We start from the raw sequence: 23,660 nt of genomic DNA on the forward strand, positions 1-23,660 counted from the left end.
GAGGAGTGGGGACGTGACGCTGGCCAAGGAGCAGGCGCTCCGCGCGGTGAAGTCGGTGAGCCGGACGGTCGGCCGGCTGACCGCCGGTTCGCGGATGGTGCCGGGATTCCTGATCGTGGGGGCGCAGCGCTGCGGCACCACCTCGCTGTTCAAGACGCTGTCGCAGCATCCCGGTGTGCTGCCGCCCGCCTACCACAAGGGCGTGCACTACTTCGACATGGACTACCACCGGGGGATGAGCTGGTACCTCGGGCACTTCCCCACCACCGGCAAGGCCGAGGCGGTGAAGGCCCAGATCGGGGTACGCGGGATCACCGGCGAGTCCAGCCCGTACTACATGTTCCACCCGCTGGCCGGGCAGCGGATCGCCCGTGACCTGCCCTCGGTGAAGCTGCTGGTGCTGCTGCGTGACCCGGTGGAGCGCGCCTACTCGGCGCACTCGCACGAGCTGGCCCGCGGCTACGAGACCGAGGCGGACTTCGAGCGGGCGCTCGCGCTGGAGGAGTCCCGTACGGCGGGCGAGCGGGAGCGGATGATCAGCTCCGCGTCGTACGCCAGCGAGCACCTCCAGCACAACGCGTACCTGGCCCGGGGCCGCTACATCGAGCAGCTGGAGCGCCTGGAGGCGCTGGTCGGCCGGGACCGGATGCACGTCATCGACAGCGACGACTTCTTCGCCGACCCGCGCCCTTCCTTCGACGCGGTCTGCGACTTCCTCGGGCTGCCCCGCTGGGCGGACATCGCGTTCGGCAAGCACAACTCCCGCTCCCGTTCGCCCATGTCGGCGGAGCTGCGGACCCGGCTGGAGGACCACTTCGCGCCGTACGACGAGCGGCTGGCGACGTGGTGGGGACGCGTGCCGTCGTGGCGGCGGTGACGCGGGCGGACGCCGGCGGCACCCCGACGCTCACCGCACCGCCCCCCGGGCCGGGCGCGGGGCTGGGCGGCGCGGCCCGGCAGGGCTTCGCCAACCTGGTCGGGGTCGGGCTGGCCGCGGTCGCCGGCTTCGGCCTGAACATCGTCATCGCCCGCGGCTGGTCGGTCCGCGAGGCCGGCATGTTCTTCGCCGCCACCAGCGCGTTCATGATCGCCGCGTCGGCGGCCCGGCTCGGCACCGACGTCGGCACCGTCTACTTCGTCAGCCGCCAGCGCACGCTCGACCGCCGCGACCAGATCCGGGGCACCATCCTGGTCGGGTTGCTGCCGGTGCTCGTGGTCGGCACGCTGCTCGGGCTGGCCGGCTGGCTGGCCGCACCGGCGCTGGCCCGGGCCACCATGCCGGAGGCCGGGCCGGAGGCGGTGACCGCGCTGCGCATCCTGCTGGCGTTCGTGCCGCTGGCCGCGCTGAACGACTACGCGCTCGCCGCCTGCCGCGGCTTCGGCCAGATGCGCCCGCTGCTGACTGTTGAGCGGCTCGGCCGCACGCTGGTGCAGTTCCTGGGTGTGGCGGTGGCCGCCTGGCTCGGCATGTCCGCCACCGTCGCGCTGCCGCTGGCCTGGGTGGTGCCGTACCTGATCGCCGCGGTGGTCGCGCTGTTCTGGCTGAGCCGGCTGGTCGGCCGGGCCGGGCGGCAGGTGAGCCGGCCGGTGCCGGCGCGCGAGCTGGCCGGGCCGTTCTGGCGGTTCACCGGGCCCCGCGCCGTCAGCAGCCTGGCCGCGATCGTGGTGCAGCGGCTGGACATCGTGCTGCTCAGCGCGCTGCGCGGCCCGGCGGATGCGGCGATCTACACGGCCGCGACCCGGTTCCTGGCGCTGGGTCAGCTCTCCAGCGTCGCGCTGTCCAGCTCGGTGCAGCACCGGCTGGCCGCCGCGTTCGCCCGCGACGACCGGGCCGAGGCGCGCCAGCTCTACCAGGCCGCCACCGGCTGGCTCGTGCTGCTCTCCTGGCCCGCGTACCTGATCTTCGCGGCGTTCGCCACGCCGATGCTGGCACTGTTCGGATCCGGGTACGGCGACGGACGTCGGGTCGTGGTGCTGCTGGCGCTGACCATGCTGCTGGCCACCGGCTGCGGCATGGTCGACATGGTGCTCAACATGGCCGGGCGCACCGCGTGGACGTTCTACAACGCGATGACCGGCACCGTGCTCAACGTGGTCGGCAACCTGGTGCTCATCCCGCGGTACGGCATCCTCGGCGCGGCCCTGGCCTGGACCGTCTCCATCCTGGTCACCAACCTGGTGCCGCTGACCCAGCTCTGGTGGTCGATGCGGCTGCACCCGTTCGGCGCCGGTACCCGGGCCGCGATGGCGCTGGCGGTGGTCACGCTGGGTCTGCCGCTCGGCCTGGCGACGCTGCTCGGCGCCGGTCCGCTGGTACTCGCGCTGGTGACGGTCGCCGGGCTGGTCGCGTACGCGACGGGCGTCTGGCGCTGGCGGCGCACCCTGCACCTCGACGCGCTGCGCGCCCTCCGCCGCGGCCGTAACCGGGCCGGGGCGGACCCGGCCGCCCAGTCCTGACCGATCCTGCGCACCGATGGGACCTTCGATGACAAGCGACTCCCCCGCCCCGCACTCCGGCCTGTCCACCGTGAAGGCCGCGAAGCTCGCCGCGGTCGGTCTCCTGGCGGACCGCAAGGAACGCCGCGAGCTGGAACGGCCGGTCGAGGGGGGCGGCCGCCGGCTCACCCTGAAGGTGGAGCGTCCGATCTTCATCCTGGGCGCCCCGCGTTCCGGCACCACGTTCCTCGGCAGTTGCGTCGGCGCGCTGCCGGACGTGTCGTACCACTTCGAACCGCGCCTGACCAAGGCGGTCGCCCGCTGTGTCTACGAGGGAAGCTGGACGCCGCAGCGGGCCGCCCGCTACTTCCGCGGCTACTACGGCGCGCTGCTCGCCGCGTCCGGGCACGGCGGCCTGCGGTTCGCCGAGAAGGACCCGGAGAACTGTTTCATCGTGCCGTTCCTGACCGAGGTCTTCCCGGACGCGGTCTTCCTGCACGTCTACCGGGACGGGCGGGATGTGGCGGTGTCGCACGCCGAGCAGCCCTGGCTGAACGCCGCGTCCACCGGCACCGGCCGCAGCGGCCGGGGCGGTACGCCGTGGGGCGCCGCGCCCCGGTTCTGGGTGGAGCCGGAGCGGCGCGAGGAGTTCACGCAGGTCTCCGACCTGGGCCGGTCGGCCTGGATGTGGCGGCGGTTCACCAGCAGCGCGCTCACGCAGCTCGCCGAGCTGCCCGCGGAACGGGTGCGGCACCTGCGGTACGAGGACGTCGTCACCCGCCCGGCCGAGGCGGCCGAGGTCGTGGCCGACTTCCTGGAGGTCGGTGATCCGGCCGGACGGGAGGCGCTGCACGCCCGCTTCGCCAAGGCGCGGCCGGGCTCGGTGGGCCGGTGGCGGCAGCGACTGACCGAAAAGGATCTGGCCGACGTGATGGCTCAGGCCGGGCCGCTGCTGACGCGACTCGGCTACCCCGCCTGAGCGCCGCGTCACAGGTAGAGTGCCAGGGGTCGCCCGCCCGGCCCGGCGTGCCTCTCCGCCCACGCGGATCCGTCAGGGCCCCCATACCGTGGCCGGCGACCGTCCTGGGGAGAGGTTGCGGTGGTACGACGGTTACGACTGACGATGGCTGCCGTGCTGGGCCTGGCATTCCTGGCCCCGGCCGTGGCGGCCTGTGACATCGGCTCGGAGCGATCCGACGAGACGGCGACGGCGGTGCCGCCCCCGCCGACTGTGACACCGCGGACCGCTCCGGTCCGCACCACCGGGTGGGGGCCGGAGCCGCCGGAGAAGGGGGCCTGGCTCGGCACCTGGGTCAAGCCGCAGTACCACAACGCCAGCGGGCGGGCCGCGGCGTTCGACGCGTTCAACCAGGCGGCCGGCGGCAAGCTCGCCATCGCGCACATGTTCCACGAGTGGAACGAGCCGTTCCCGAGCGCCACCGAGAAGTTGTTCCAGTCCCGGGGCAAGCTCCAGATGATCTCGTGGCAGGGCACCGACACCCGGTCCACGGTCAGCGGCGTCTACGACGCGCTGATCCGGGAACGCGCGAAGGACGTCAAGGAGTTCGGCGTTCCGGTGCTGCTGCGTTACCGGTGGGAGATGGACCGGCCGAACCTGGCCGCGAGCATGCACTCGCCGGAGGACTACGTCGCCGCCTGGAAGCACGTCCGCGGCATCTTCGCCGAGATGGGCGTCACCAACGCCGGGTGGGTGTGGTGCCCGCACGCGGACGGGTTCGCCGAGCCGCAGCGCCAGGCCGCCGCCTACTACCCGGGCGACGACCAGGTCGACTGGCTCTGCGCGGACGTCTATCCCAGTCCGGAGTGGAACAGCTTCTCCAACCGGATGGACCACTTCATGGCGTTCGCCAAGAAGCACCCGCGACCGGTCATCATCGGCGAGTACGGCCTGACCCAGGACGGGCGGCCGGGCCAGCGGGCCGAATGGATGCGCGAGGTCGGGCCGTACCTGAAGAAGCACCCGCAGATCAAGGCGGCGGTCTACTTCGCGGCCCGGCAGACGGAGAAGCCCATCTACGACAGCACCTTCGGCGACGACCCGGAGAGCGAGCAGGTATTCCGGGAGATGGCGACCGATCCGTACTTCCAGCCGCCGATGCCCGACCTGAGTGTTTCCTCAGGAACACCCTCCGTGTCCACCAGGTGATCGTCGTTCGTCTTTTCGTGTGACCCGGTGCGTTTCCTCGGTCAAAAAGGCCCAACCCGGGTGGACGGGCGACGGCCGAATGCGAGAAGGTATTGCTCTCACGTCTGCGGTCGGTCGGGTGACGCCCCGCCTCATGTCGGCACCGACCACGATCGCAGCGCCTCCGACGTTTCCCCCCGGAGTAGCCTGTGGCTTCCTCGATCCTGAGACACCGCTCGGTGTCCGCCTTCGGCGCTGCCGTGCTCGGCATCGCCACCTTGTTCACACCGGTACCGGCGCTCGCCGCGCCGGCCGCGGCGCCCGCGCCCGACCACAGCACGATGGTCGGCGAGGTGCCCTCGGAGAAGACGCCGAACATCAACGACGGCAACGTCGTGGCCATCCACGACGCCGGCAGCAAGGTGATCGTCGGCGGCTCGTTCACCAACGCGCAGAACCGGGGTTCCTCACCCACCCCGGTCGAACGCCGCGGACTGCTCGCCTTCGACAAGGCGACCGGCAAGATCGACAACGCGTTCGCGCCGGTGCTCGACGGTGACGTCACCGCCGTCATCGCCGGCCCGACCCCGGGCACGGTGTACGTCGCCGGCAAGTTCAACAAGGTCGGCGACAAGAACTTCCGCAAGCTGGCCCTGCTGAACGTCGCGGACGGCACCCCCGTCGACGGGTTCAAGGGCCCGGCGTTCAACGGCACCGTGAACGACATCGCGCTCGTCGACGGCCACCTGCTGGTGGGCGGCATCTTCACCACTGTGACCGCGACGACCAACCGCAACGGGCTGGCCTCGCTGAACCCGACCACCGGCGCGGTGGACGACTACCTCACCGTGTCGCTCACCGAGCACCACAACTGGACGCCGACCAACAACGGCGCCTCGGCCGGTGTCGGTACGGAGAAGCTCGCCGTCTCCCCCGACGGCAAGCACCTCGTGGTGATCGGCAACTTCAAGAAGGCCGACGACGTCGTGCACGACCAGATCGTGCGGATCAACCTGGGCGAGAGCTCGACGACCGTCGCCGACTGGAACACCGACGGCTACTCCGCGGCCTGCAAGTACGCCGCGTTCGACTCGTGGGTGCGCGACATCCAGTTCTCCCCGGACAGCAAGTACTTCGTCGTGGTCACCACCGGCGCGTCGTACCCGGGCACGCTCTGCGACTCCGCGGCCCGCTGGGAGACCGCCGCCAGCGGCGACGGCCAGAAGCCGACCTGGACGAACTTCAGCGGCGGCGACACCTTCCTCTCGGTCGGCATCAGCGAGAAGGCCGTCTACGTCGGCGGTCACTTCCGCTGGTCGAACAACCCGCTCGCCCGCGACAAGGCCGGACCGGGCGCGGTGCCGCGGGCCAGCATCGCGGCGCTCGACCCGGTGAGCGGCCTGCCGCTGTCCTGGAACCCGGGCCGCCACCCGCGCGGCTACGGCGTCACCGAGATGCTGGTGACCCAGGAGGGCCTCTGGCTCGGCAGCGACCAGGAGTACATCGGCAACTTCGACTACCAGCGCAAGCGGCTCGCCTTCTTCCCGCTGGACGGCGGCAACGCCCCGCACTCGACCAGCACCAAGGGTCTGCCGGGCAACGTCTACCAGGCCGGTCGCGCGGCGCAGACCGAGGTGCTCTACCGGGTCAACGCCGGTGGTCCCGCCATCCCGGCCACCGACGGCGGGCCGGACTGGGCCGCCGACAGCGCCACCGAGCCCAGCCCGTACCACAACACGGGCAACCAGGTCACCAGCTACACTACGAACGCGACGTTCGACCCCACCGTGCCGGCGAGCACGCCGGCCACGCTGTTCAACACCGAGCGGTGGGACGAGGCGACCGCGCCGGACATGCAGTGGGACATCCCGGTCGCGGCCGGCACCCGGGTCGACGTCCGGATCTACATGGCCAACCGCTGGTCCGGCACGAGCAAGCCGGGCGCCCGCAAGTTCGACGTCAGCATCGACGGCGTGCTCAAGCTGAACGACTTCGACCCGGTCGTCACCGCCGGCGGGACCGACCGCGGCACCATGCAGTCCATCTCGGTGGTCAGCGACGGCGTGGTCGACATCGACTTCGGCCGGGTGCTCCAGAACCCGCTGCTGCACGGCATCGAGATCGTCAAGACCGCGCCCACGCCGGACGCCTCCGACGTGCTCTACCGGGTCAACGCGGGCGGCGACCAGTTGGCCGCGCCGAGCGGCCCGGCCTGGGCCGCGGACACCGCCGCCGCGCCGAGCACCTACCACAACGCCGGCAACCAGGTGACCAGCTACACCACGAACGCCTCCCTCGACGGCACGGTGCCGTCGGGCACCCCGGTGGAGCTGTTCAACGCGGAGCGGTGGGACGAGTCGCCCGCGCCGGACATGCAGTGGGACTTCCCGGTCCCGGCCGGCACGCCGGTGCAGGTGCGGCTCTACCTGGCGAACCGCTGGGCCGGCACCGCCACCGCCGGCAAGCGCAAGTTCAACGTGACGATCGACGGCGTGGTCAAGCTGAGCAACTTCGACCCGATCGCCGCGATCGGCGCCACCAACCGGGGCACCATGCGCGCGTTCCCGATCACCAGCGACGGCAACATCGACATCGACTTCGGTCGCGTCCTGGAGAACCCGCTGGTGCAGGGCATCGAGATCGTCAAGCTGCCCCCGGTGCCGCCGGCCACCACCGTCGACAGCATCACCAAGCGCACGTACGACGGTGCGACCTCGGTCGGCAACGCGATGTCGGTGCCGAACGCGGACAACACCGGCTGGTCGGGCGTCAAGGGCGCCTTCTGGGTCGGCGGTGACCTGTTCTACGGCGTCGGCGGCGACCTCTACAAGCGCTCGTTCGACGGCAGCGAGTTCGGCACCCCGAAGAAGCTGGACCCGTACCACGACGCCAAGTGGGACCTGGTCGTCACCGGCTCCGCGCCGGAGGGCTCCACGTACGCCGGCATGACCGGCAACTTCTCCGCCGAACTGCCGAACGTGACCGCCATGTTCTACAAGGGCGGCCGGATCTACTACTCGCTGGCCGGTCAGAGCACGCTGTTCTGGCGCGGGTTCGCGCCGGACACCGGCACCGTCGGCGCCGAGCGCAACACGGTCACCGGCACCACGGCCTTCGCCGACGCGGGCGGCCTGTTCCTGGACGGCGACACGCTCTACGTCGTCTCCCGGAGCACCGGCACCCTGTCCTCGATGGCGTGGTCCGACGGCGTGCCGACCGGCTCCGCCACGGTGCGCAGCGGTCCGAGCGTCGACGACGTGGACTGGCGCGGCACCTCGGTCTTCGTCGGCCCCTGACGGGCGGGCACGACCGGAACGGAACAGATACGACGATGGCCCGGCCGATATCGGCCGGGCCATCGCCCTTTCCCCGGCGCCGATCGCGCCGGGCGGATCAGGTACGGGTCGGCGCGTGCTCGCCCGCCCAGACCCGCATCAGGTCCCGTACCGAGATCACTCCCGCCACCTCCCGGCCGTCGAGCACGACCAGGTGACGGAACCCGCCCCGGGCCATCGCCGCGGCTGCCTCCTCGACCGTCCAGTCCGGGCCGGCGTAGACGACGTCCCAGGTCAGGTGTGCCCCGGTGCGCTCGACATCCGGGTCGAGCCCGGCGCCGATCGCCTTCAGCACATCGCGTTCGGTCATGATCCCGACCCCCTCGGAGTCCGGGTCGATCACGACCGCCGACCCGACACCGCGGGCCGACATCATCCGGGCCGCCTGCCGGAGCGTGTGCTCCGGCCCGACCACCAGTACCTCGCTGGACATCGCTTCCCGTACCTGCATCACACATCACCCCTGTGGGACGGCGACTGAGTACGGACATGGTGGGCCATCGATGCGTACCGGGACAAGAACGGGCATCGCCGGAGACGGCCCGGATGGCTACTGTCGGAGGGTGCCCACCGAGCCCCTCCGCTGCGCCGGCGCGCTGATCGTCGACGACGACGGCCGCATCTTCATCCAACGCCGATCCCCCGAGCGACGCCTCTTCCCGAACTGCTGGGACATCGTCGGCGGCCACCTCGAACCGGGCGAGGAGATCGACGACGCGCTGCGCCGGGAGGTCACCGAGGAGACCGGCTGGGCCCTGTCGCACGTGCTCGGCCTGGTCGGCGAATACCGGTACACCGCCGACGACGGGCTGACCCGGGTGGAGACCGACTTCCTGGTCCGGGTGGACGGCGACCTGAGCCGGCCCCGGCTGGAAGCCGGCAAGCACACCGAGTTCCGCTGGCTTGCGGAGTCGGAGATCGCGCTGCTCGACGAGCACCGGGACGTCAACGACGGAATGATCCGGCGGATCGCGGAGGACGGCTTCGCGGCGCTGCGCTCGATCGGGCTGACGGGCTGAACCACTGCCGGTCGGTGCCCGGCGATATCCTCGCCGGGTGGAATCGGGTCGAGAAGAGGAGCGTGTCGGCATGATCGGGATGGTGCTCGCCGCAGGTGCGGGGCGCCGGCTGCGGCCGTACACCGACACCCTGCCCAAGGCCCTGGTGCCGGTCGACGGGGAGACCACCATCCTCGACATCGCGCTGCGCAACCTCGCCGAGGTGGGGCTAAACGAGGTCGTGATCGTGGTCGGCTACGCGGCCGACGCGGTGCGGCAGCGCCAGGCCGCCCTGGAGGAGAAGTACGGCGTCACGATCACCCTGGTTTACAACGACAAGGCCGAGGAGTGGAACAACGCGTACTCGCTCTGGCTGGCGCGTGAGCACTTCTCCCGGGGCGTGCTGCTCGTAAACGGCGACACCGTGCACCCGGTGAGCGTGGAGAAGACGCTGCTGGCCGAGCGCGGCCCGGGCATCCTGCTCGCCGTGGACACGCTCAAGCCGCTGGCCGAGGAGGAGATGAAGACCACCTTCGACGCCGCCGGCCAGCTCACCCGGATCACCAAGCTGATGGACCCGGGCGAGGCGTACGGCGAGTACATCGGCGCGACGCTCATCGAGCCGCAGGTGGCCGAGCCGCTCGCGGACGCGCTGGAGGCGACCTGGCGGCGCGACCCGAACCTCTACTACGAGGACGGCTACCAGGAGTTCGCCGAGCGCGGCGGCGAGGTGCGGGCGGCCCCGATCGGCGACGTCTCCTGGGTCGAGGTCGACAACCACGCCGATCTGGCCCGGGCGCGGGAGATCGCGTGCCGCTACTAGCCCGCAGCGTCCTCACCCCGCTGCACATCGACGTGCGGCGGGGCGCGGTGGCCGATCTGGCGGCGATCCTCTCCGACGGGCGGATCTCGGCCGGTGGCGACGTCGCCGTGGTGGTCGGGCCGGGGCAGGGCGAACGGATCGCCGAGCTGATCCGGCCGTCGCTGCGCTCGGCCGACGTGTTCACCGTGGCCGGGGGGACGCTCGACGCCGCCGACGACCTGGGGGCGAAGCTGCGCACCCGGTCGTACGACGCGGTGGTCGGCATCGGCGGCGGCAAGACCATCGACGTGGCCAAGTACGCCGCGACCCGGCGCGGGCTGCCGATGGTGTCGGTGGCGACGAGCCTCGCCAACGACGGCATCGCCTCCCCGGTGGCGAGCCTGATCACGGAGGGCCTGAAGGGCTCCTACGGTGTGCACATCCCGATCGCGGTGATCGTGGACCTGGACTTCGTGGAGGCCGGGCCGGAGCGGCACAACCGGGCCGGCGTCGGCGACGTGGTGAGCAACATCAGCGCACTGGCGGACTGGGAACTGGCCCGGCGGGTACGCGGTGAGCGGGTCGACGGGCTGGCCGCCTCGCTGTCGCGCGCCGGCGCCGAGGCGGTGCTCAACCACCCGGGCGACATGAGCGACGACGGCTTCGTCACGGTGCTCGCCGACGCGCTGATCTCCAGTGGTCTGGCGATGGCGATCGAGGGCACCAGCCGGCCGTGCAGCGGCGGCTGCCACGAGATCATGCACGCGATCGACGCGCTGTTCCCCGGCACCGCCTCACACGGCGAGCTGGCCGGGCTCGGCGCGCTGTTCTGCACGTTCCTGCGCGGCGACGAGCGCCGGTTCGCCGAGATGGCGGCCTGCCTGGCCCGGCACGGGCTGCCCCGGCTGCCGGCCGAGGTCGAGCTGACCGACGACCAGTTCGTCGAGGCGGTGCAGTTCGCGCCGGCCACCCGGCCGGACCGCTACACCATCCTCGAACACCTCGCGATGTCCGCTACCGAGACGCGGGAGCGGCTGGCAGACTACGCCGGTGCCCTCCGCGACCACATTGGCTGAGCCCCGTCCCACCGTCGCCGACTTCCACCGGGTCAACCGGGGAGGCGGCCTGTTCAGCGAGTCGATCAGCCAGTGGATCGGGGCGGCCTTCGCGCTGGCCGCGCAGCGCCTCGGGTTGCGCCCGACCGCGCTGACGCTCGCCAACCTGGTGCTGGGGCTGGCCGCCTCGGTCACAGTGGTGGCGCTCGCCGACGACGTGGCCGCCGGCACCGTACCGGCCTGGGTGGTCGGGCTGGTCGCCCTGGTCGCCTGGCAGATCGCGTACGCGCTGGACTGCGCCGACGGGCAGCTCGCGCGGGTGACCGGTCAGGGCAGCGCGGCCGGCGCCCGGATCGACGTGCTCTGCGACGTGGCCGCCCAGATCGCGCTGGTCGCCGCCATCGGCGCGACAGCCGTGGCGCAGCGCCCGTCCACGCCGGTCTGGCTGGTGGCGGTGTTCGCCGGCACCTGGATGGTCAACCTGGTGACCTCGGTGATGCAGTCGGGGCCGAACGCGGCGAGCATGGTCACCTCGACCTCGCTCCCGGTACGCCTGGTCAAGCTGGTCCGCGACTACGGGGCGGTGATCTTCGTGGCCGGCTTGGTGCTGGCCTTCGCGCCGGCCCTCGCCTTCTGGGTGGTGGTGGCGTTCACGGTGGTCAACGGCGGCTTCCTGCTGGCCAGCATCGCGTTCTCCGCCCGCGCCTCCCTGCGGTAAGGAAGGGCCCCTTCTTAACGCCTCGTGCATTGAAAGGGGCCCTTCCTAACACCTCGGTCAGCGCGCGGCACGACCTCCGGCCAGGCCGGCGTAGATGTCGATCAGGCGCTTCGTGATGACGTCGGGGTGGAAGGTGCGCTCGTAGCGGGACCGGGCCGCGCCGGCGAGCATGCGTGCCTCGGCGGCGGCCAGCGGCAGCGCGGCGGCGAGCACGTCCACCTCGGGCGCCACCACCCAGCCGGCCTCGCCGCGCTGCACCCCTGACGGCAACGCGACCCGCCCGTCGCCCGGGGCCGCTGTGGCCACCTCGGCCGGGCCGGTGCCGGCGGGCTCACGCGGGCCGTCTGCACCCACCAGGTACGGGATGCCGCCGAGCGCGGTGCCGAGCACCGGCCGCCCCGACGCCAGCGCCTCGATGATCACGGTGGGCAGCACGTCGTGCCAGGTGGAGGTGGCCAGCACCACGGAGCTGTCGGCCAGCGCCGCGCGTACCCCGGAGCGGTCGAGCTGGCCCAGGTAGAGCACGTCGGGCCGCTCGGCGGCGGCCGCCTCGGCGAGCGGACGCAGCTCGCCGTCACCGGCGATGCGCAGCGGGCCGAGCGCGCCCACCGGGTGCCGGCGCCACGCCGCGAGCAGCAGATCGAGGCCCTTCTCGGGGCTGAGCCGGCCCATGAAGAGGAAGCCGTTCCCGGACGGCGCCGGGGTGCCCGGATCGGGCACGGCGTTCGGCTTGACCACGATCCGCTCGTCCGGGATGCCGTAGTCGCGCAGATGATCAGCGACCGCCGTGGTGAGCGCGATGTACCGGTCCACCGACTTCCAGGTGGGGCGGTGCACGGCGAGCGTGGTCGCCATCAGCGCGCTCTGCGCCCGGGAGTTGCGGTAGCAGCGGTGCACGATCGCCGGTACGCCCAGCGTCCGCCCCCGGCAGTCCTGGCAGATCACGCCGTCGCGGAAGTAGAGGCCCGAGGAGCAGACCTGCCGGTAGTTGTGCACCGTCTGCACCACCGGCACGCCGCGCTTGTGCGCGGTCCGCACCACCCAGGGCGAGAGCAGAGGGTACGGGTTGTGCAGGTGCAACACGTCCGGCCGATGCTCGGTGAGCAGGCGGTCGAGGTCGTGCTGGGCCTTCGGCGCCCAGATCGGCGAGATCGGCAGCAGCGCCTTGGCCGGCTTGGACATCGACGGGATCTCGTCCGAGCTGCGCAGGAACGGCAGCACCTCCACGCCGGCGGCGGCGAGCTGGGCGATCTCCGCGTCGACGATGGTGTTCTCGCCGGAGGGCTGGGCTTCCCGGTACCGGTTGTGCGCCACCACGATTCTCACAGAGCTCGCCTTTCGTTCGCGACTGTGCCGATCTCTGCTCGCGGCTGCGGGGCTCGCAAGCTCACTCCTCGCGCTCGCGCATGGGACTCGCAAGCTCATTCCTCGCGCTCACGGGAAAGAAGGCTACCGTTGTACCGTGCCCGAACTTCCGGAGGTGGAAGCGCTCGCCGGTTACCTGCGCGAGCGTGCGGTGGGCCGCCGCGTCGAGCGGTTCGAGGTCGCCGCGATCAGCGCCCTGAAGACGTACGATCCGCCGCCGAGCGCGGTCGCCGGCCGTGCGGTCACCGGCGCCGGCCGGTACGGCAAGTTCCTGGACGTCCGGTTCGACGAGGGACTGCACCTGGTGGTCCACCTGGCCCGGGCGGGCTGGCTGCACTACCGGGAGGCGTTCCCGTCGGCGACCCCGCTGCGGCCCGGCAAGGGTCCGATCGCCGTGCGGGTACGCCTCGACGACGGCTCCGGCTTCGACCTGACCGAGGCCGGCACCCAGAAGAAGCTGGCCGCGTACCTGGTCACCGACCCGGCGCAGGTGCCGGGCGTGGCGAAGCTCGGGCCGGACGCGTTGGAGGCGGACCTGCCCACATTCGCCGAGCGGCTGCGCAGCCGCCGGGGTCAGGTGAAGGGCGTGCTGACCGACCAGGCGGTGCTCGCCGGGGTGGGGAACGCGTACTCGGACGAGATCCTGCACGCGGCGCGGCTCTCGCCGTTCGCGATCACCGACCGGCTCACCGACGACCAGCTCGCCGGTCTGCACGCGGCGACACGCACGGTCCTCGGCGACGCGGTACGCCGGTCGATGGGGCAGCGGGCCGCGGAGCTGAAGGGCGAGAAGCGTTCGGGCCTGAAGGTGCACGCCCGCAAGGGACTGCCGTGTCCGGTCTGTGGCGACACCGTGCGCGAGGTCTCGTTCGCCGATTCGAGCCTCCAGTACTGCCCCACCTGTCAGACCGGCGGCAAGCCGCTGGCTGACCGAAGGTTGTCCCGGCTCGTACGGTGAGTAATGGCATTCGCCGGTTACCGAGCGGAATCGACCGGCGATCGCCGAAGGTCCGGTCCGCCCCTCTACCCGAGCCGTCATCCATCGGTATAGTGGCTCGGTCCCCGGCTTCACAACTGATTCGGAGCCGGCCAGATCTCACCGAGCACCAGCGGAACGGCTTCCTCGCGGGGGCCGGTCCAAGCCGGGCCCGCGTGGGAGACTGGGACGGTGAGCGACCCGGGCCCTCACGCCGAGTGAGGACGCGGGTCATGCGGGAGGACATGGGTTGAGGTGACGACAAGCCTCCAGCGCCCGGTAACCGACAGAGGCCGGAGCAAGAGCGTGCGGCACGTCGACAGCTTTGAGATCCAGCCGCCGACTCCGCCGTCGCACAACGGCGTACCCCGGTCGGCGTGGGCCCGAGCCCGGCGCCGGGTGTCCCGGTGGCACCGGCCCTACATCGCATTCCTGCTGCTGCTCGACTTCGGCGCGGCCGCCCTGGCCAGCTTCCTGGCCGTGCAGATCTTCGAGCAGGCCGCCTCCGGCTTCCGGAACGCGCCCGAGGCGTGGTTCTACACCGTGGCCTTCGCGCTCCTGCCGCTCGGCTGGGTGCTCATCCTCTGGGGCAACCGGGCCTACGACCGGCGCTACCTGGGCCTCGGCCCGGACGAGTTCAAGCGGGTGATCCGCGGCGGCGTCGCGGTCGCCGCGACGGTCTCGTTCCTCGCCTTCGCCACGAAGACCACCCTGTCCCGCTGGACGGTCGGCTTCGCGCTGCTCGGCGCCCTGCTGCTGATCCTGCTCGGCCGCATGATCGCCCGGGCCTGCCTGCACGCGCTGCGCCGCCGCGCCGGCCACGCCGGGCACCGGATGGTGCTCGTCGGCACGCTTCCGGAGTGCCTGGAGGTCTACACCACAGTCACCCGGAACCCGTCCGTCGGCCTCGTGCCAGTGGCCATCCACCTCACCGACGGGTACGCCGCCGCGCGCGGCCTGGAGACCCCGGTGCCGGTGTACGCGGGCCGGGACGTGCTGGCCCTGGTGCGTGAGGTCGGCGGCGACACGATCGCGGTCTGCGGCTCGGCCAGCGCCGAGCCGGGCGAGCTGCGCCGGCTGGCCTGGCAGTTGGAGGGCTCCGGCGTCGATCTGGTGGTCGCGCCCCAGCTCACCGACATCGCCGGTCCCCGGGTGCACATCCGCCCGATCGAGGGCCTGCCGCTGCTGCACGTCGAGGAGCCGACCCTGTCCGGGCCGGCGCTGCTGGTCAAGAACCTGATGGACCGGGTCGCCGCCGGGCTGGGCCTGCTGCTGCTGGCCCCGCTCTTCCTCGCCATCGCCGTCGCCATCCGGATCTCCGACCCCGGGCCGGTCTTCTTCCGTCAGCCCCGGGTGGGGCACGAGGGGCGGACGTTCCGGGTCTGGAAGTTCCGGACCATGTACGTCGACGCCGAGGAGCGGCTGGCCGGCCTGGTCGACCAGAACGAGACCGACGGCATGCTGTTCAAGATGAAGCAGGACCCCCGGGTCTTCCCGGTGGGCCGCTTCCTGCGTGCCACGTCGTTGGACGAGCTGCCCCAGCTGATCAACGTGCTCTGGGGCGAGATGTCGCTCGTCGGCCCGCGCCCGCTGCCCGCCGACGACGGCGACTTCCTCGGCGACGTCCGGCGCCGGCTGCTGGTCCGGCCGGGCATGACCGGTCTGTGGCAGGTCTCCGGCCGCTCCGACCTGTCCTGGGACGAGGCGGTCCGGCTCGACCTCTACTACGTCGACAACTGGTCGCTGGCGTACGACCTGAGCATCCTGTGGCGGACCGTGGGCGTGGTGCTGGCCCGCAAGGGCGCGTACTAGCGCTACCGGGCCGGCACCCGGCAGGATCGCTGCGTGGGTGGCAACCTCTCCGCCGTCTTCGCCGTCGTCTCGCTGGTCACCGCGCTGGCCGCGGCGCTCTGGGCGGTGCTGCGGCTGCGCGGTCGGCGGGGCATCGCCACCGCCACGCAGCGGGCCACGTACGAGGTGCTGCACACAGCGGGGCTCGCCGCCGAGCCGCTGCGCGCCGGCCTGACCGCGGCGGACGCGGCGAAGGCCGTACGCCATCTGCGGGCCCTCGTGGGCGCGGCCGGGCTGGCGCTGACGGACCGCGACGCGTTGCTCGCGGTCGACGGGCAGGGCGCGCACCACGGCGACCAGCTGGTCGCGGCGGCCCGGCGGGCGGCCGACAGCGGGCGCTCCACAGTGCTGGGCGAGTCGGAGCTGCGTTGCGACCTGGTCGACTGCCCGGTACGCGGCGCGGTGGTGGCGCCGCTGCGCGCGGACGGGCGGGTGGTCGGGGCGCTGGTGGCGGTGGCCGACGAGCGCCCGGCCCCGGGTCTGGTGCAGGCGACGCTGGAGACCGCGCACTGGGCGGGTGACCAGCTCGCGCTGGCCGAGCTGGAGTCGTCGCGGGAGCGGCTGGCGCGGGCCGAGGTACGCGCGCTGCGCGCTCAGATCAGCCCGCACTTCATCTACAACGCGCTCACCGCGATCGGCTCGTTCGTGCGCACCGACCCGGAGCGGGCGCGGGAGCTGATCCTGGAGTTCGCCGAGTTCACCCGCTACTCGTTCCGGGCGCACGGCGAGTTCACCACGCTGGCCGAGGAGCTGCGTTCGATCGACCGCTACCTGACCATCGAGCGGGCGCGTTTCGGCGAGCGGCTCCAGGTGCGCCTCCAGATCGCGCCGGAGGTGCTGCCGGTGACGCTGCCGTTCCTCTGCCTCCAGCCGCTCGTGGAGAACGCGGTCCGGCACGGGTTGTCCCGCAAGCCGGGCACCGGCATGGTGAGCATCGAGGCCCGGGACGCGGGCGCGGAGTGTCACATCACGGTGGAGGACGACGGGGTGGGGATGGATCCGACGACGCTAACCGCCGGCATCGCCGAGGTGTCGGGCGCGGCCGGCGACCCGGCCGACGACCCGGGGCAGCACGTCGGCCTCTCGAACGTCGACGAACGGCTCCGGTCGGTCTTCGGGGACGGCTTCGGCCTGGTGGTGGAGACCGGCCTGGGTTCGGGTACGAAGGTCAGCATGCGTGTGCCGAAGTTCCACCCCGGCGTCCGGGCGTCGTCGTGACCGTCACCGGCACCGGTTTCCTCCGGGTGCTGGCGGTGGACGACGAGCCGCCCGCGCTCGACGAGCTGGCGTACCACCTGCGCGCCGACCCCCGGGTGGCCCGGCTGCACACGGCCGGGGACGCGACCGAGGCGCTGCGCGTGCTGCGCGACGACGACGTGGACGTGGTGTTCCTCGACATCCGGATGCCGGGGCTGGACGGCATGGAGCTGGCCCGGGTGCTGCGCCGGTTCGCGCGGCCGCCGGCGATCGTGTTCGTCACCGCGTACGACGACGGCGCGGTGGACGCGTTCGACCTGGGCGCCACCGACTACGTGCGCAAGCCGGTACGCGCCGAGCGGCTGGCCGAGTCGCTGCGCCGGGTGATCGGCTCCCGGGTGGTGCCGTCGCATCCGGCCGCGCTGGCCCGGGCGGAGGAGGATCCGACCATCCCGATCGAGCTGGCCGGCACCACGCGGATGCTGCCCCGCTCGGCGGTGCGGTGGGTGGAGGCGCAGGGCGACTACGCGCGGCTGCACACGGCGGAGGGGTCGCACCTGGTCCGGGTGTCGCTGGCGACGCTGGCCGAGCGCTGGGCCGATGCCGGGTTCGTCCGGATCCACCGGTCGTATCTGGTGCAGCTGCGGCTCATCGCCGAGCTGCGGCTGGTCAACTCCGGCTACGTGGTGGTGATCGACGGATCCGAGCTGCCGGTGAGCCGCCGGCACACCCGGGAGCTGAAGGACAAGCTGGTACGCGCCGCGAAACAGGACTGGAGCCGCTGAGGGACGGGGGCGTCGGGAGCGCTGACGTACAATGTACGGCAGACCGTACGACAGGGTGGGGGACCGCATGTCCGACGACCGTTTCGACGCCGCTACCGAATTCGACAGCCAGCTCGGCCGCCTCGTGCAGCTCGGGTACCCGGCACTGGCCGGGCAGACCGAGAATGAGTTCCGGGCGCTGCTCACCCCGCTGCGCGACGCGGCGGTCACCGGTGCCGCCGGACTGGCCGCTCCCACCGACGCCCGGGTGCCGTTCCTGCTGGTGACCACGCGGGAGCTGGTGCCGGTGCCGGAACGCATCGCGCTCACCACGCTCGCCGGCAAGCGCAAGACCGGCGTCCTCGACCGGAACTTCCCCGCCGACGACCTGCCCACGTTCCACCCGATCAAGGAGCTGGAGGTGCCGTCCGGTCCCGCGTACCTGCTCTTCGACGTGGACCGGGGCGAGGAGTACCGCAACGTGCCGCCGTCGGCCGTGCTCGAGGACATGACCGCGAAGGACCGGCTGCCGATCACGATCGACGAGGGGCTGGCGTTCGTCACGTTGCACCCGCAGGCGCTGGCGAGCAACAGGTGCTTCTCGCTCGTGGGGTCGCGCTGCGGCGACCGGCGGGTGCCGGCGCTGTGGATCAGCCAGGGCGCGCCGAAGCTCGGGTGGTGCTGGTTCGGCAACCCGCACACCTGGCTCGGCTCGGCGACCGCGAACCCGGTACGGGTGGGGCTGAGCTGACGCTGTCCACAACGACTCCACGCCATCCACCGGGTTATCCACAACCGTGAAGCGTTATCCACAGGTTGTGCACAGGGCCCGGACGCCTGCTCTTGACATTCCCGCTGAGCGGGCGAGACTGCCGGGGGTGACCGGAGCCGCGGAACAGCATCTGACGGGGCGGCCCGCCGAGGCCGCCCCGGTTCCCGGCCCGCGCGCGTCCGCACCGCTCCGCGAGCCGGGCAGCGGGCCGGCGCCGGCCGCCGCGCCGAAGCGGACCCGGATCGTGCTGGCCGAGGTCTCCCGGACGGGCGACCCGGCCGACCGCACCCGTTCCGAGCTGACCCAGCAGACCCCTGTCGGCGAGACGCTCGTACAGGGGCTGATGCGCGCCCAGCTCTCCCTCGCGCTGCGGCTCAGCCTGCTGGTGCTGATCGGGCTCGGCGGCCTGCCCTGGCTGTTCGCCATCGCGCCCACTGTCGGCCGGGTCACGGTGCTCGGGGTCAACCTGCCGTGGCTGCTGCTCGGCGTCGTGTCCTTCCCGTTCCTGATCGTCGTCGGCTGGGCGTACGTGCGCCTGGCCGAACGCAACGAGCAGGACTTCGTCGACCTGATCCGACGGCCGGAACACTGATGTCCAACGGCTACGTGGTCCCGGCGATCGTCGCCGTCACCCTGGTCACCGTCGGCATCGGCTTCTACGGGCTGCGGCTGGCCCGGACCACCTCGGACTTCCTGGTCGCGTCCCGGTCGGTCAGCCCGACCTGGAACGCCGCCGCGATCGGCGGGGAGTACCTGTCGGCGGCGAGCTTCCTCGGCGTCGCCGGGCTGATCCTCAAGTACGGCGTGGACGTGCTCTGGTACCCGGTCGGCTTCGCCGCCGGATACCTGGCGCTGCTGCTGTTCGTGGCCGCGCCGCTGCGCCGCTCCGGCGCGTTCACGCTGCCCGACTTCTGCGAGGTGCGGCTCGGTTCCCGCCGGCTGCGGACGCTCGCCACCGTCTTCGTGATCTTCATCGGCTGGCTGTACCTGGTGCCGCAGTTGCAGGGCGCCGGGCTGACGCTGGCCACGCTCACCGGCTCGCCGTACCCGCTCGGCGCGCTGCTCGTCGCCGTGGTGGTGACCGCGAACGTGGCGCTGGGCGGCATGCGGGCGATCACCTTCGTGCAGGCGTTCCAGTACTGGCTCAAGCTCACCGCACTCGCCGTACCCGCCATCTTCCTGGCGTTGCAGTGGCAGGCCGACGCCCGCCCGGCGGTGACCCCGCCCGACGGACCGACGTTCCGGACCGCGACCACAGTCGTGGTCGAGCACCGCGCGACGCTCACCCTGCCCGACGGCGACATCCGGGAGGTACGCCCCGGCGACCGCCTGGAGTTCGCCGCCGGTGACCCGGTGCCGGAGGTGTCCGGCGCGGCGACCGGCGCCACCGAATGGCTGCTGCCGGACACCGCCGGCGAGGACGACCGAGGGCTGTTCGCCACGTACTCGCTGATCCTGGCCACGTTCCTCGGCACCATGGGCCTGCCGCACGTGCTGGTCCGCTTCTACACCAACCCCGACGGCGCCGCCGCCCGCCGCACCACGCTCGTGGTGCTGGCGCTCGTCGGCGTCTTCTACCTGCTGCCCACCGTGTACGGCGTGCTGGGCCGCATCTACACCCCGCAACTGCTGGTGAGCGGCCAGACCGACGCGGTGGTGGTGCTGCTGCCCGGTGCCGCGCTCGGCGACGGCACCACCGGCCGGCTGCTCGCCGCGCTCGTCGCGGCCGGCGCGTTCGCTGCGTTCCTGTCCACCTCGTCCGGCCTGCTCACCAGCGTGGCCGGGGTGATCTCCACGGACGTGCTGGGGCGCGGCTCGGTACGCGGCTTCCGGCTCGCCACGGTGATCGCCGGCGGGGTGCCGGCGGTGCTCTCGCTGAACGTCTCCGGGCTGGACGTGTCACAGGTGGTGGGGCTGGCGTTCGCGGTGGCCGCGTCGAGCTTCTGCCCGCTGCTGGTGCTCGGCATCTGGTGGCGCGGCCTGACCGACCTGGGCGCCGCCGCCGGTGTGCTGGTCGGCGGCGGCGCGGCCGTCGGGGCGGTGCTGCTCACCGTGCTCGGCCCGCCGCTGACCGGGTGGCCGGCGACGCTGACCACCCAGCCGGCCGCGTGGACGGTGCCGCTGGCGTTCACCGTCATGGTGGTGGTGTCGATGGCGAGCCGGCGTCGGCTTCCCCGCGACGTCGGCGCCACCATGCTCCGCCTGCACACCCCGGAGTCGCTGCGCCTGTAGGCGCTACTCCCCAGGTAGGAGCAGAAGATCACCCTGCCGCCCGAGCAGCCGCTGGCCGGAGCCCGATACGGTCGGACCATGACCGATCAGCACCCCGCGCTCTCCCTTCGTGGTCTGGCCAAGCGCTTCGACACCAAGGTCGCGGTGGCGGGCGTCGACCTCGCCGTGCCGACCGGCTCGTTCTACGGCCTGCTCGGCCCGAACGGAGCGGGCAAGACCACCACCCTCTCCATGGCCGTCGGCCTGCTGCGGCCCGACGCCGGTGAGGCGAGGGTGCTCGGGTACGACGTCTGGGCCGACCCGGTCCGAGCCAAGAGCCTGCTCGGTGTGATGCCCGACGGCGTACGCCTCTTCGACCGGCTGAGCGGGGCGGAGCTGCTGGCGTACCACGGTCTGCTGCGCGGCATGGACCCGGCGGTGGTCGACCAGCGGGCGGCGGAGCTGCTCGACGTGCTGGCGCTCTCCGACGCCGGCCGCACGCTGGTGGTCGACTACTCGGCGGGCATGAAGAAGAAGATCGGGCTGGCCTGCGCGCTGCTGCACGGTCCGCGCCTGCTGGTGCTGGACGAGCCGTTCGAGGCCGTCGACCCGGTCTCGGCGGCGCTGATCCGCGACATCCTGCACCGGTACGTCGGCGGCGGCGGAACGGTGATCTTCTCCAGCCACGTGATGGAGGTGGTCGAGCGGCTCTGCTCCCACGTGGCGATCCTGGCCGAGGGCCGGATCAAGCGGGTGGGCACGCTGGCCGAGGTGCGCGGCGACCGGTCGCTGGAGGACGTCTTCGTGGAGGTGGTCGGCGGCCGGACCGCGACCGGCGAGGAGCTGTCGTGGCTGTCCCGGTGACCGTCCCCGAGCGTCCGGCCCGGCGCGTGTCGCCCTGGCACTTCGTCCGGCTCAAGCTGCGGGTGCTCGGCAACAACTTCCGGGGTCAGACCTGGCGGGTCGCGCTGTTCGTCCTCGGCCTGCTGTTCGGGCTCTGGTTCGCCGCCGTCGGGTTCTTCCTGCTCGCCGCGCCGGGGCTGGCCGGCGAGTCCCGGTACGCGCTGATGATCGCCGCGTTCGGCGGTGGCGTTCTGACGCTCGGCTGGCTGCTCCTGCCGCTCGTCTTCTTCGGCGTGGACGAGACGCTCGACCCGGCCCGGTTCGCGCTGCTGCCGCTGTCCCGCCGCACCCTGGTCACCGGTCTGCTGGCCGCCGCCCTGGTCAGCGTGCCGGCCCTGGCGACGGCGATCACGGCGGCCGGGCTGGTGGTCACCGCCGGCGCGCTCGGTGGATGGGCGGCCGCCCTGGTCGGCGCGCTCGGCGTGGTCGTCGGGCTGCTCGTCTGCCTGGCCGGTGCCCGCGCGCTGACCAGTGCGTTCGCGACGATGCTGCGCTCCCGCCGGGTACGCGACCTGGCCGCCGTGCTGCTCGCGGTGCTGGCCGCGCTGCTCGGGCCGTTGCAGTTGCTGGTACTCGCGGCGGTACGGCAGACCGACTGGGACCGGCTGGACGGTGTGGCCCGGGTGGTCGGCTGGACGCCGTTCGGCGCACCGTGGACCGCCGGCGTGGACGTGGCCCAGGGGCGGACCGGTGCGGCGGTGGTGAAGCTGCTGATCGCGGTCGCGACGCTCGGCGTACTCCTGTTCTGGTGGTCGCGGTCGCTGGAGTCGGCGATGGTGGGCACCGCGAGCAGCGGCCCCGCGCGGACGCCGCGCGCTGTGGCCGGCGGCGCGGTCGCGCAGCTCTTCCCCCGCGCGGTGGGCTGGGCCCGGCGGGACCGGTTCGGCGCGATCGTCGCCCGGGAGTGCCGCTACTGGTGGCGGGACGCCCGCCGCCGGGCCAACCTGATCACCGTCGCCGTGGTCGGCGTGTTCGTGCCGCTGATGGTCAACCTGGGCGGCCCCGCGTTCCTGTCCGAGGGCGGCGCCGCGTTCGACCAGGCGACAGCCGATTCCTCACCGGCGATGGTCAGCCTCACCATGGTCTTCGTGGGGGCGCTCGCGTCGTTGACGCTCGCCAACCAGTTCGGCTTCGACGGCAGCTCGTTCGCGGCGAACGTGGTCGCCGGTGTGCCGGGGCGGGTGGAGCTGCGGGCCCGGATGGCCGCGTTCTCGATCTACGTGGTGCCGATGCTCCTCGTGATCGCCGTCGCGCTGGCCGTCGTCCTCGGCCGGCCCGAATGGCTCGGCGTGATGGGTGGCGCGTTGTTCGCCGCGTACGGCTGCGGGCTCGCGATCAACGCGTTCGTCTCAGTGCTCGGCGCGTACTCGCTGCCCGAGTCGAGCAACCCGTTCGCCCTGAACAGCGGCGCGGGATTCACAAAGGGCCTGCTCACCCTGGTCTCCATGGTCGGCTCCGCGGTGGTGGCGGTGCCGTTCGTGGTGGCCGCCGCGCTGCTCGGCGACGTGTGGCTCTGGCTGGCACTGCCGGTCGGCCTGGCGTACGGCGGAGGCGCGGCACTGCTCGGCGCGTACATGGCGGGGGACACGCTGGATCACCGGCAGCCGGAGCTGCTGGCCGCTGTCACGCCGAGGCGCTGATGCCTGTCGTCGAAGCGGTCACCACGGTCCCGGTCCCGCCGGAGCTGGCGTTCGCCGTCTCCCAGACCACCGCCCCGGTGCGGTACCGCTGGGATCCGTTCGTCCGCGAGCAGCACTTCGTCGACGGCGCGACGCGGCCCGGCCGCGGCGTGCGCACGTACACCCGGTCCCGGCACGGCCTGGTCATGGTCAGCGAGTACGTCTCCTGGTCACCGCCGACCAACGTCGGCATGAAGATGGTGCGCGGACCGTGGTTCTTCGAGCGGTTCGGCGGCGGCTGGCGGTTCGCGCCCGGCCCGGATCCCGGCACCACTGTCGCGACTTGGCGGTACAACTTCCGCTGCCGGCCGGCGTTCCTGCGCCCGGTCGCCGAGCGGATCGGGGAGTGGTTGCTCGGGCGCGACATCCGCCGCCGGATCGCCGGGTACGCGGCCGGCTGCGCCGACCCGGAGGTGCTGGCCGCCGCCCGCCGCCTGGTCGCCGACGACTGA

Annotated in this window: 21 protein-coding genes; 19 read left to right on the forward strand and 2 right to left on the reverse strand. The window is 72.4% G+C overall.

From position 1 onward, the window contains the following. Positions 1-13 precede the first annotated feature (13 nt). The 5 genes from ABD52_RS01545 to ABD52_RS01565 all read left to right on the forward strand — a co-directional run bounded on the left by ABD52_RS01545 (position 14) and on the right by ABD52_RS01565 (position 7,878). On the forward strand, positions 14-877 hold the full coding sequence (locus ABD52_RS01545; protein WP_013477472.1) for a sulfotransferase: 864 nt from the start codon (positions 14-16) through the stop codon (positions 875-877). Beyond that, positions 844-2,457 carry an oligosaccharide flippase family protein gene (locus tag ABD52_RS01550; RefSeq protein WP_047890498.1) on the forward strand — a complete coding sequence of 538 codons (1,614 nt, stop codon included), beginning with the start codon at positions 844-846 and terminating at the stop codon, positions 2,455-2,457. The genes ABD52_RS01545 and ABD52_RS01550 overlap by 34 nt, the downstream gene beginning before the upstream one ends. A gap of 28 nt (positions 2,458-2,485) precedes the next feature. Next, on the forward strand, positions 2,486-3,415 hold the full coding sequence (locus tag ABD52_RS01555) for a sulfotransferase (RefSeq protein WP_047890499.1): 930 nt from the start codon (positions 2,486-2,488) through the stop codon (positions 3,413-3,415). Positions 3,416-3,559: 144 nt separating this feature from the next. Further along, positions 3,560-4,603 (forward strand): glycoside hydrolase family 26 protein, encoded by a 1,044-nt coding sequence (locus ABD52_RS01560; RefSeq protein ID WP_047890500.1) that lies wholly within the window; start codon positions 3,560-3,562, stop codon positions 4,601-4,603. Between the two features lie 218 nt (positions 4,604-4,821). After that, positions 4,822-7,878, forward strand: coding sequence for a malectin domain-containing carbohydrate-binding protein (locus ABD52_RS01565; RefSeq protein ID WP_235437297.1), 3,057 nt, complete (start codon positions 4,822-4,824; stop codon positions 7,876-7,878). A gap of 97 nt (positions 7,879-7,975) precedes the next feature. Here ABD52_RS01565 and ABD52_RS01570 read toward each other — a convergent pair whose 3' ends face one another. Next, positions 7,976-8,368: a cyclic nucleotide-binding/CBS domain-containing protein gene (locus tag ABD52_RS01570; protein WP_013289279.1), complete on the reverse strand. Its 393-nt coding sequence runs from the start codon at positions 8,366-8,368 to the stop codon at positions 7,976-7,978. A gap of 112 nt (positions 8,369-8,480) precedes the next feature. Between ABD52_RS01570 and ABD52_RS01575 the strand changes: the two genes are divergently transcribed. From ABD52_RS01575 to ABD52_RS01590, 4 genes are all read left to right on the forward strand, one after another. Then, positions 8,481-8,936 (forward strand): NUDIX domain-containing protein, encoded by a 456-nt coding sequence (locus ABD52_RS01575; RefSeq protein ID WP_235437298.1) that lies wholly within the window; start codon positions 8,481-8,483, stop codon positions 8,934-8,936. 70 nt (positions 8,937-9,006) lie between these two features. Then, positions 9,007-9,738 carry a sugar phosphate nucleotidyltransferase gene (locus tag ABD52_RS01580; protein ID WP_047890502.1) on the forward strand — a complete coding sequence of 244 codons (732 nt, stop codon included), beginning with the start codon at positions 9,007-9,009 and terminating at the stop codon, positions 9,736-9,738. Further along, entirely contained in the window at positions 9,726-10,793 is a 1,068-nt protein-coding gene (locus tag ABD52_RS01585) for an iron-containing alcohol dehydrogenase family protein (RefSeq protein ID WP_047890503.1), read from the forward strand. The genes ABD52_RS01580 and ABD52_RS01585 overlap by 13 nt, the downstream gene beginning before the upstream one ends. After that, complete coding sequence (locus ABD52_RS01590; RefSeq protein WP_047890504.1) at positions 10,768-11,490, forward strand: CDP-alcohol phosphatidyltransferase family protein; 723 nt, start codon at positions 10,768-10,770, stop codon at positions 11,488-11,490. Before ABD52_RS01585 ends, ABD52_RS01590 begins: the two co-directional genes overlap by 26 nt. Positions 11,491-11,547: 57 nt before the next feature. Here ABD52_RS01590 and ABD52_RS01595 read toward each other — a convergent pair whose 3' ends face one another. Further along, entirely contained in the window at positions 11,548-12,816 is a 1,269-nt protein-coding gene (locus tag ABD52_RS01595) for a glycosyltransferase family 4 protein (protein ID WP_047890505.1), read from the reverse strand. Between the two features lie 136 nt (positions 12,817-12,952). On the opposite strand from ABD52_RS01595, the gene ABD52_RS01600 reads away from it, so the two are divergent. The 10 genes from ABD52_RS01600 to ABD52_RS01645 all read left to right on the forward strand — a co-directional run bounded on the left by ABD52_RS01600 (position 12,953) and on the right by ABD52_RS01645 (position 23,660). Beyond that, a complete protein-coding gene (locus ABD52_RS01600) occupies positions 12,953-13,813 on the forward strand; it encodes an Fpg/Nei family DNA glycosylase (protein WP_047890506.1) in 861 nt (286 codons plus the stop codon). Between the two features lie 324 nt (positions 13,814-14,137). After that, positions 14,138-15,643 (forward strand): sugar transferase, encoded by a 1,506-nt coding sequence (locus ABD52_RS01605; RefSeq protein WP_013289286.1) that lies wholly within the window; start codon positions 14,138-14,140, stop codon positions 15,641-15,643. A gap of 33 nt (positions 15,644-15,676) precedes the next feature. Then, on the forward strand, positions 15,677-16,900 hold the full coding sequence (locus ABD52_RS01610; RefSeq protein ID WP_013289287.1) for a histidine kinase: 1,224 nt from the start codon (positions 15,677-15,679) through the stop codon (positions 16,898-16,900). Next, a complete protein-coding gene (locus tag ABD52_RS01615; RefSeq protein ID WP_013289288.1) occupies positions 16,897-17,664 on the forward strand; it encodes a LytTR family DNA-binding domain-containing protein in 768 nt (255 codons plus the stop codon). The genes ABD52_RS01610 and ABD52_RS01615 overlap by 4 nt, the downstream gene beginning before the upstream one ends. Positions 17,665-17,731: 67 nt before the next feature. Then, the gene (locus ABD52_RS01620; RefSeq protein WP_235437299.1) at positions 17,732-18,394 is read left to right on the forward strand and encodes a DUF5701 family protein; all 663 of its coding nucleotides are present in this window, start codon (positions 17,732-17,734) and stop codon (positions 18,392-18,394) included. Between the two features lie 262 nt (positions 18,395-18,656). Beyond that, positions 18,657-19,007, forward strand: a complete 351-nt coding sequence (locus ABD52_RS01625) for a hypothetical protein (protein WP_176739863.1) — start codon at positions 18,657-18,659, stop codon at positions 19,005-19,007. After that, positions 19,007-20,647, forward strand: a complete 1,641-nt coding sequence (locus ABD52_RS01630) for a cation acetate symporter (RefSeq protein WP_013289291.1) — start codon at positions 19,007-19,009, stop codon at positions 20,645-20,647. The genes ABD52_RS01625 and ABD52_RS01630 overlap by 1 nt, the downstream gene beginning before the upstream one ends. 78 nt (positions 20,648-20,725) lie before the next feature. Beyond that, a complete protein-coding gene (locus ABD52_RS01635) occupies positions 20,726-21,490 on the forward strand; it encodes an ABC transporter ATP-binding protein (protein ID WP_013289292.1) in 765 nt (254 codons plus the stop codon). Then, complete coding sequence (locus ABD52_RS01640; protein ID WP_047890509.1) at positions 21,475-23,169, forward strand: hypothetical protein; 1,695 nt, start codon at positions 21,475-21,477, stop codon at positions 23,167-23,169. The genes ABD52_RS01635 and ABD52_RS01640 overlap by 16 nt, the downstream gene beginning before the upstream one ends. Then, the gene (locus ABD52_RS01645) at positions 23,169-23,660 is read left to right on the forward strand and encodes an SRPBCC family protein (protein ID WP_047890510.1); all 492 of its coding nucleotides are present in this window, start codon (positions 23,169-23,171) and stop codon (positions 23,658-23,660) included. Before ABD52_RS01640 ends, ABD52_RS01645 begins: the two co-directional genes overlap by 1 nt.

The sequence above is a fragment of the Micromonospora sp. RV43 genome, from assembly GCF_001029515.1.
GTDB classification, from domain to species: domain Bacteria; phylum Actinomycetota; class Actinomycetes; order Mycobacteriales; family Micromonosporaceae; genus Micromonospora; species Micromonospora aurantiaca.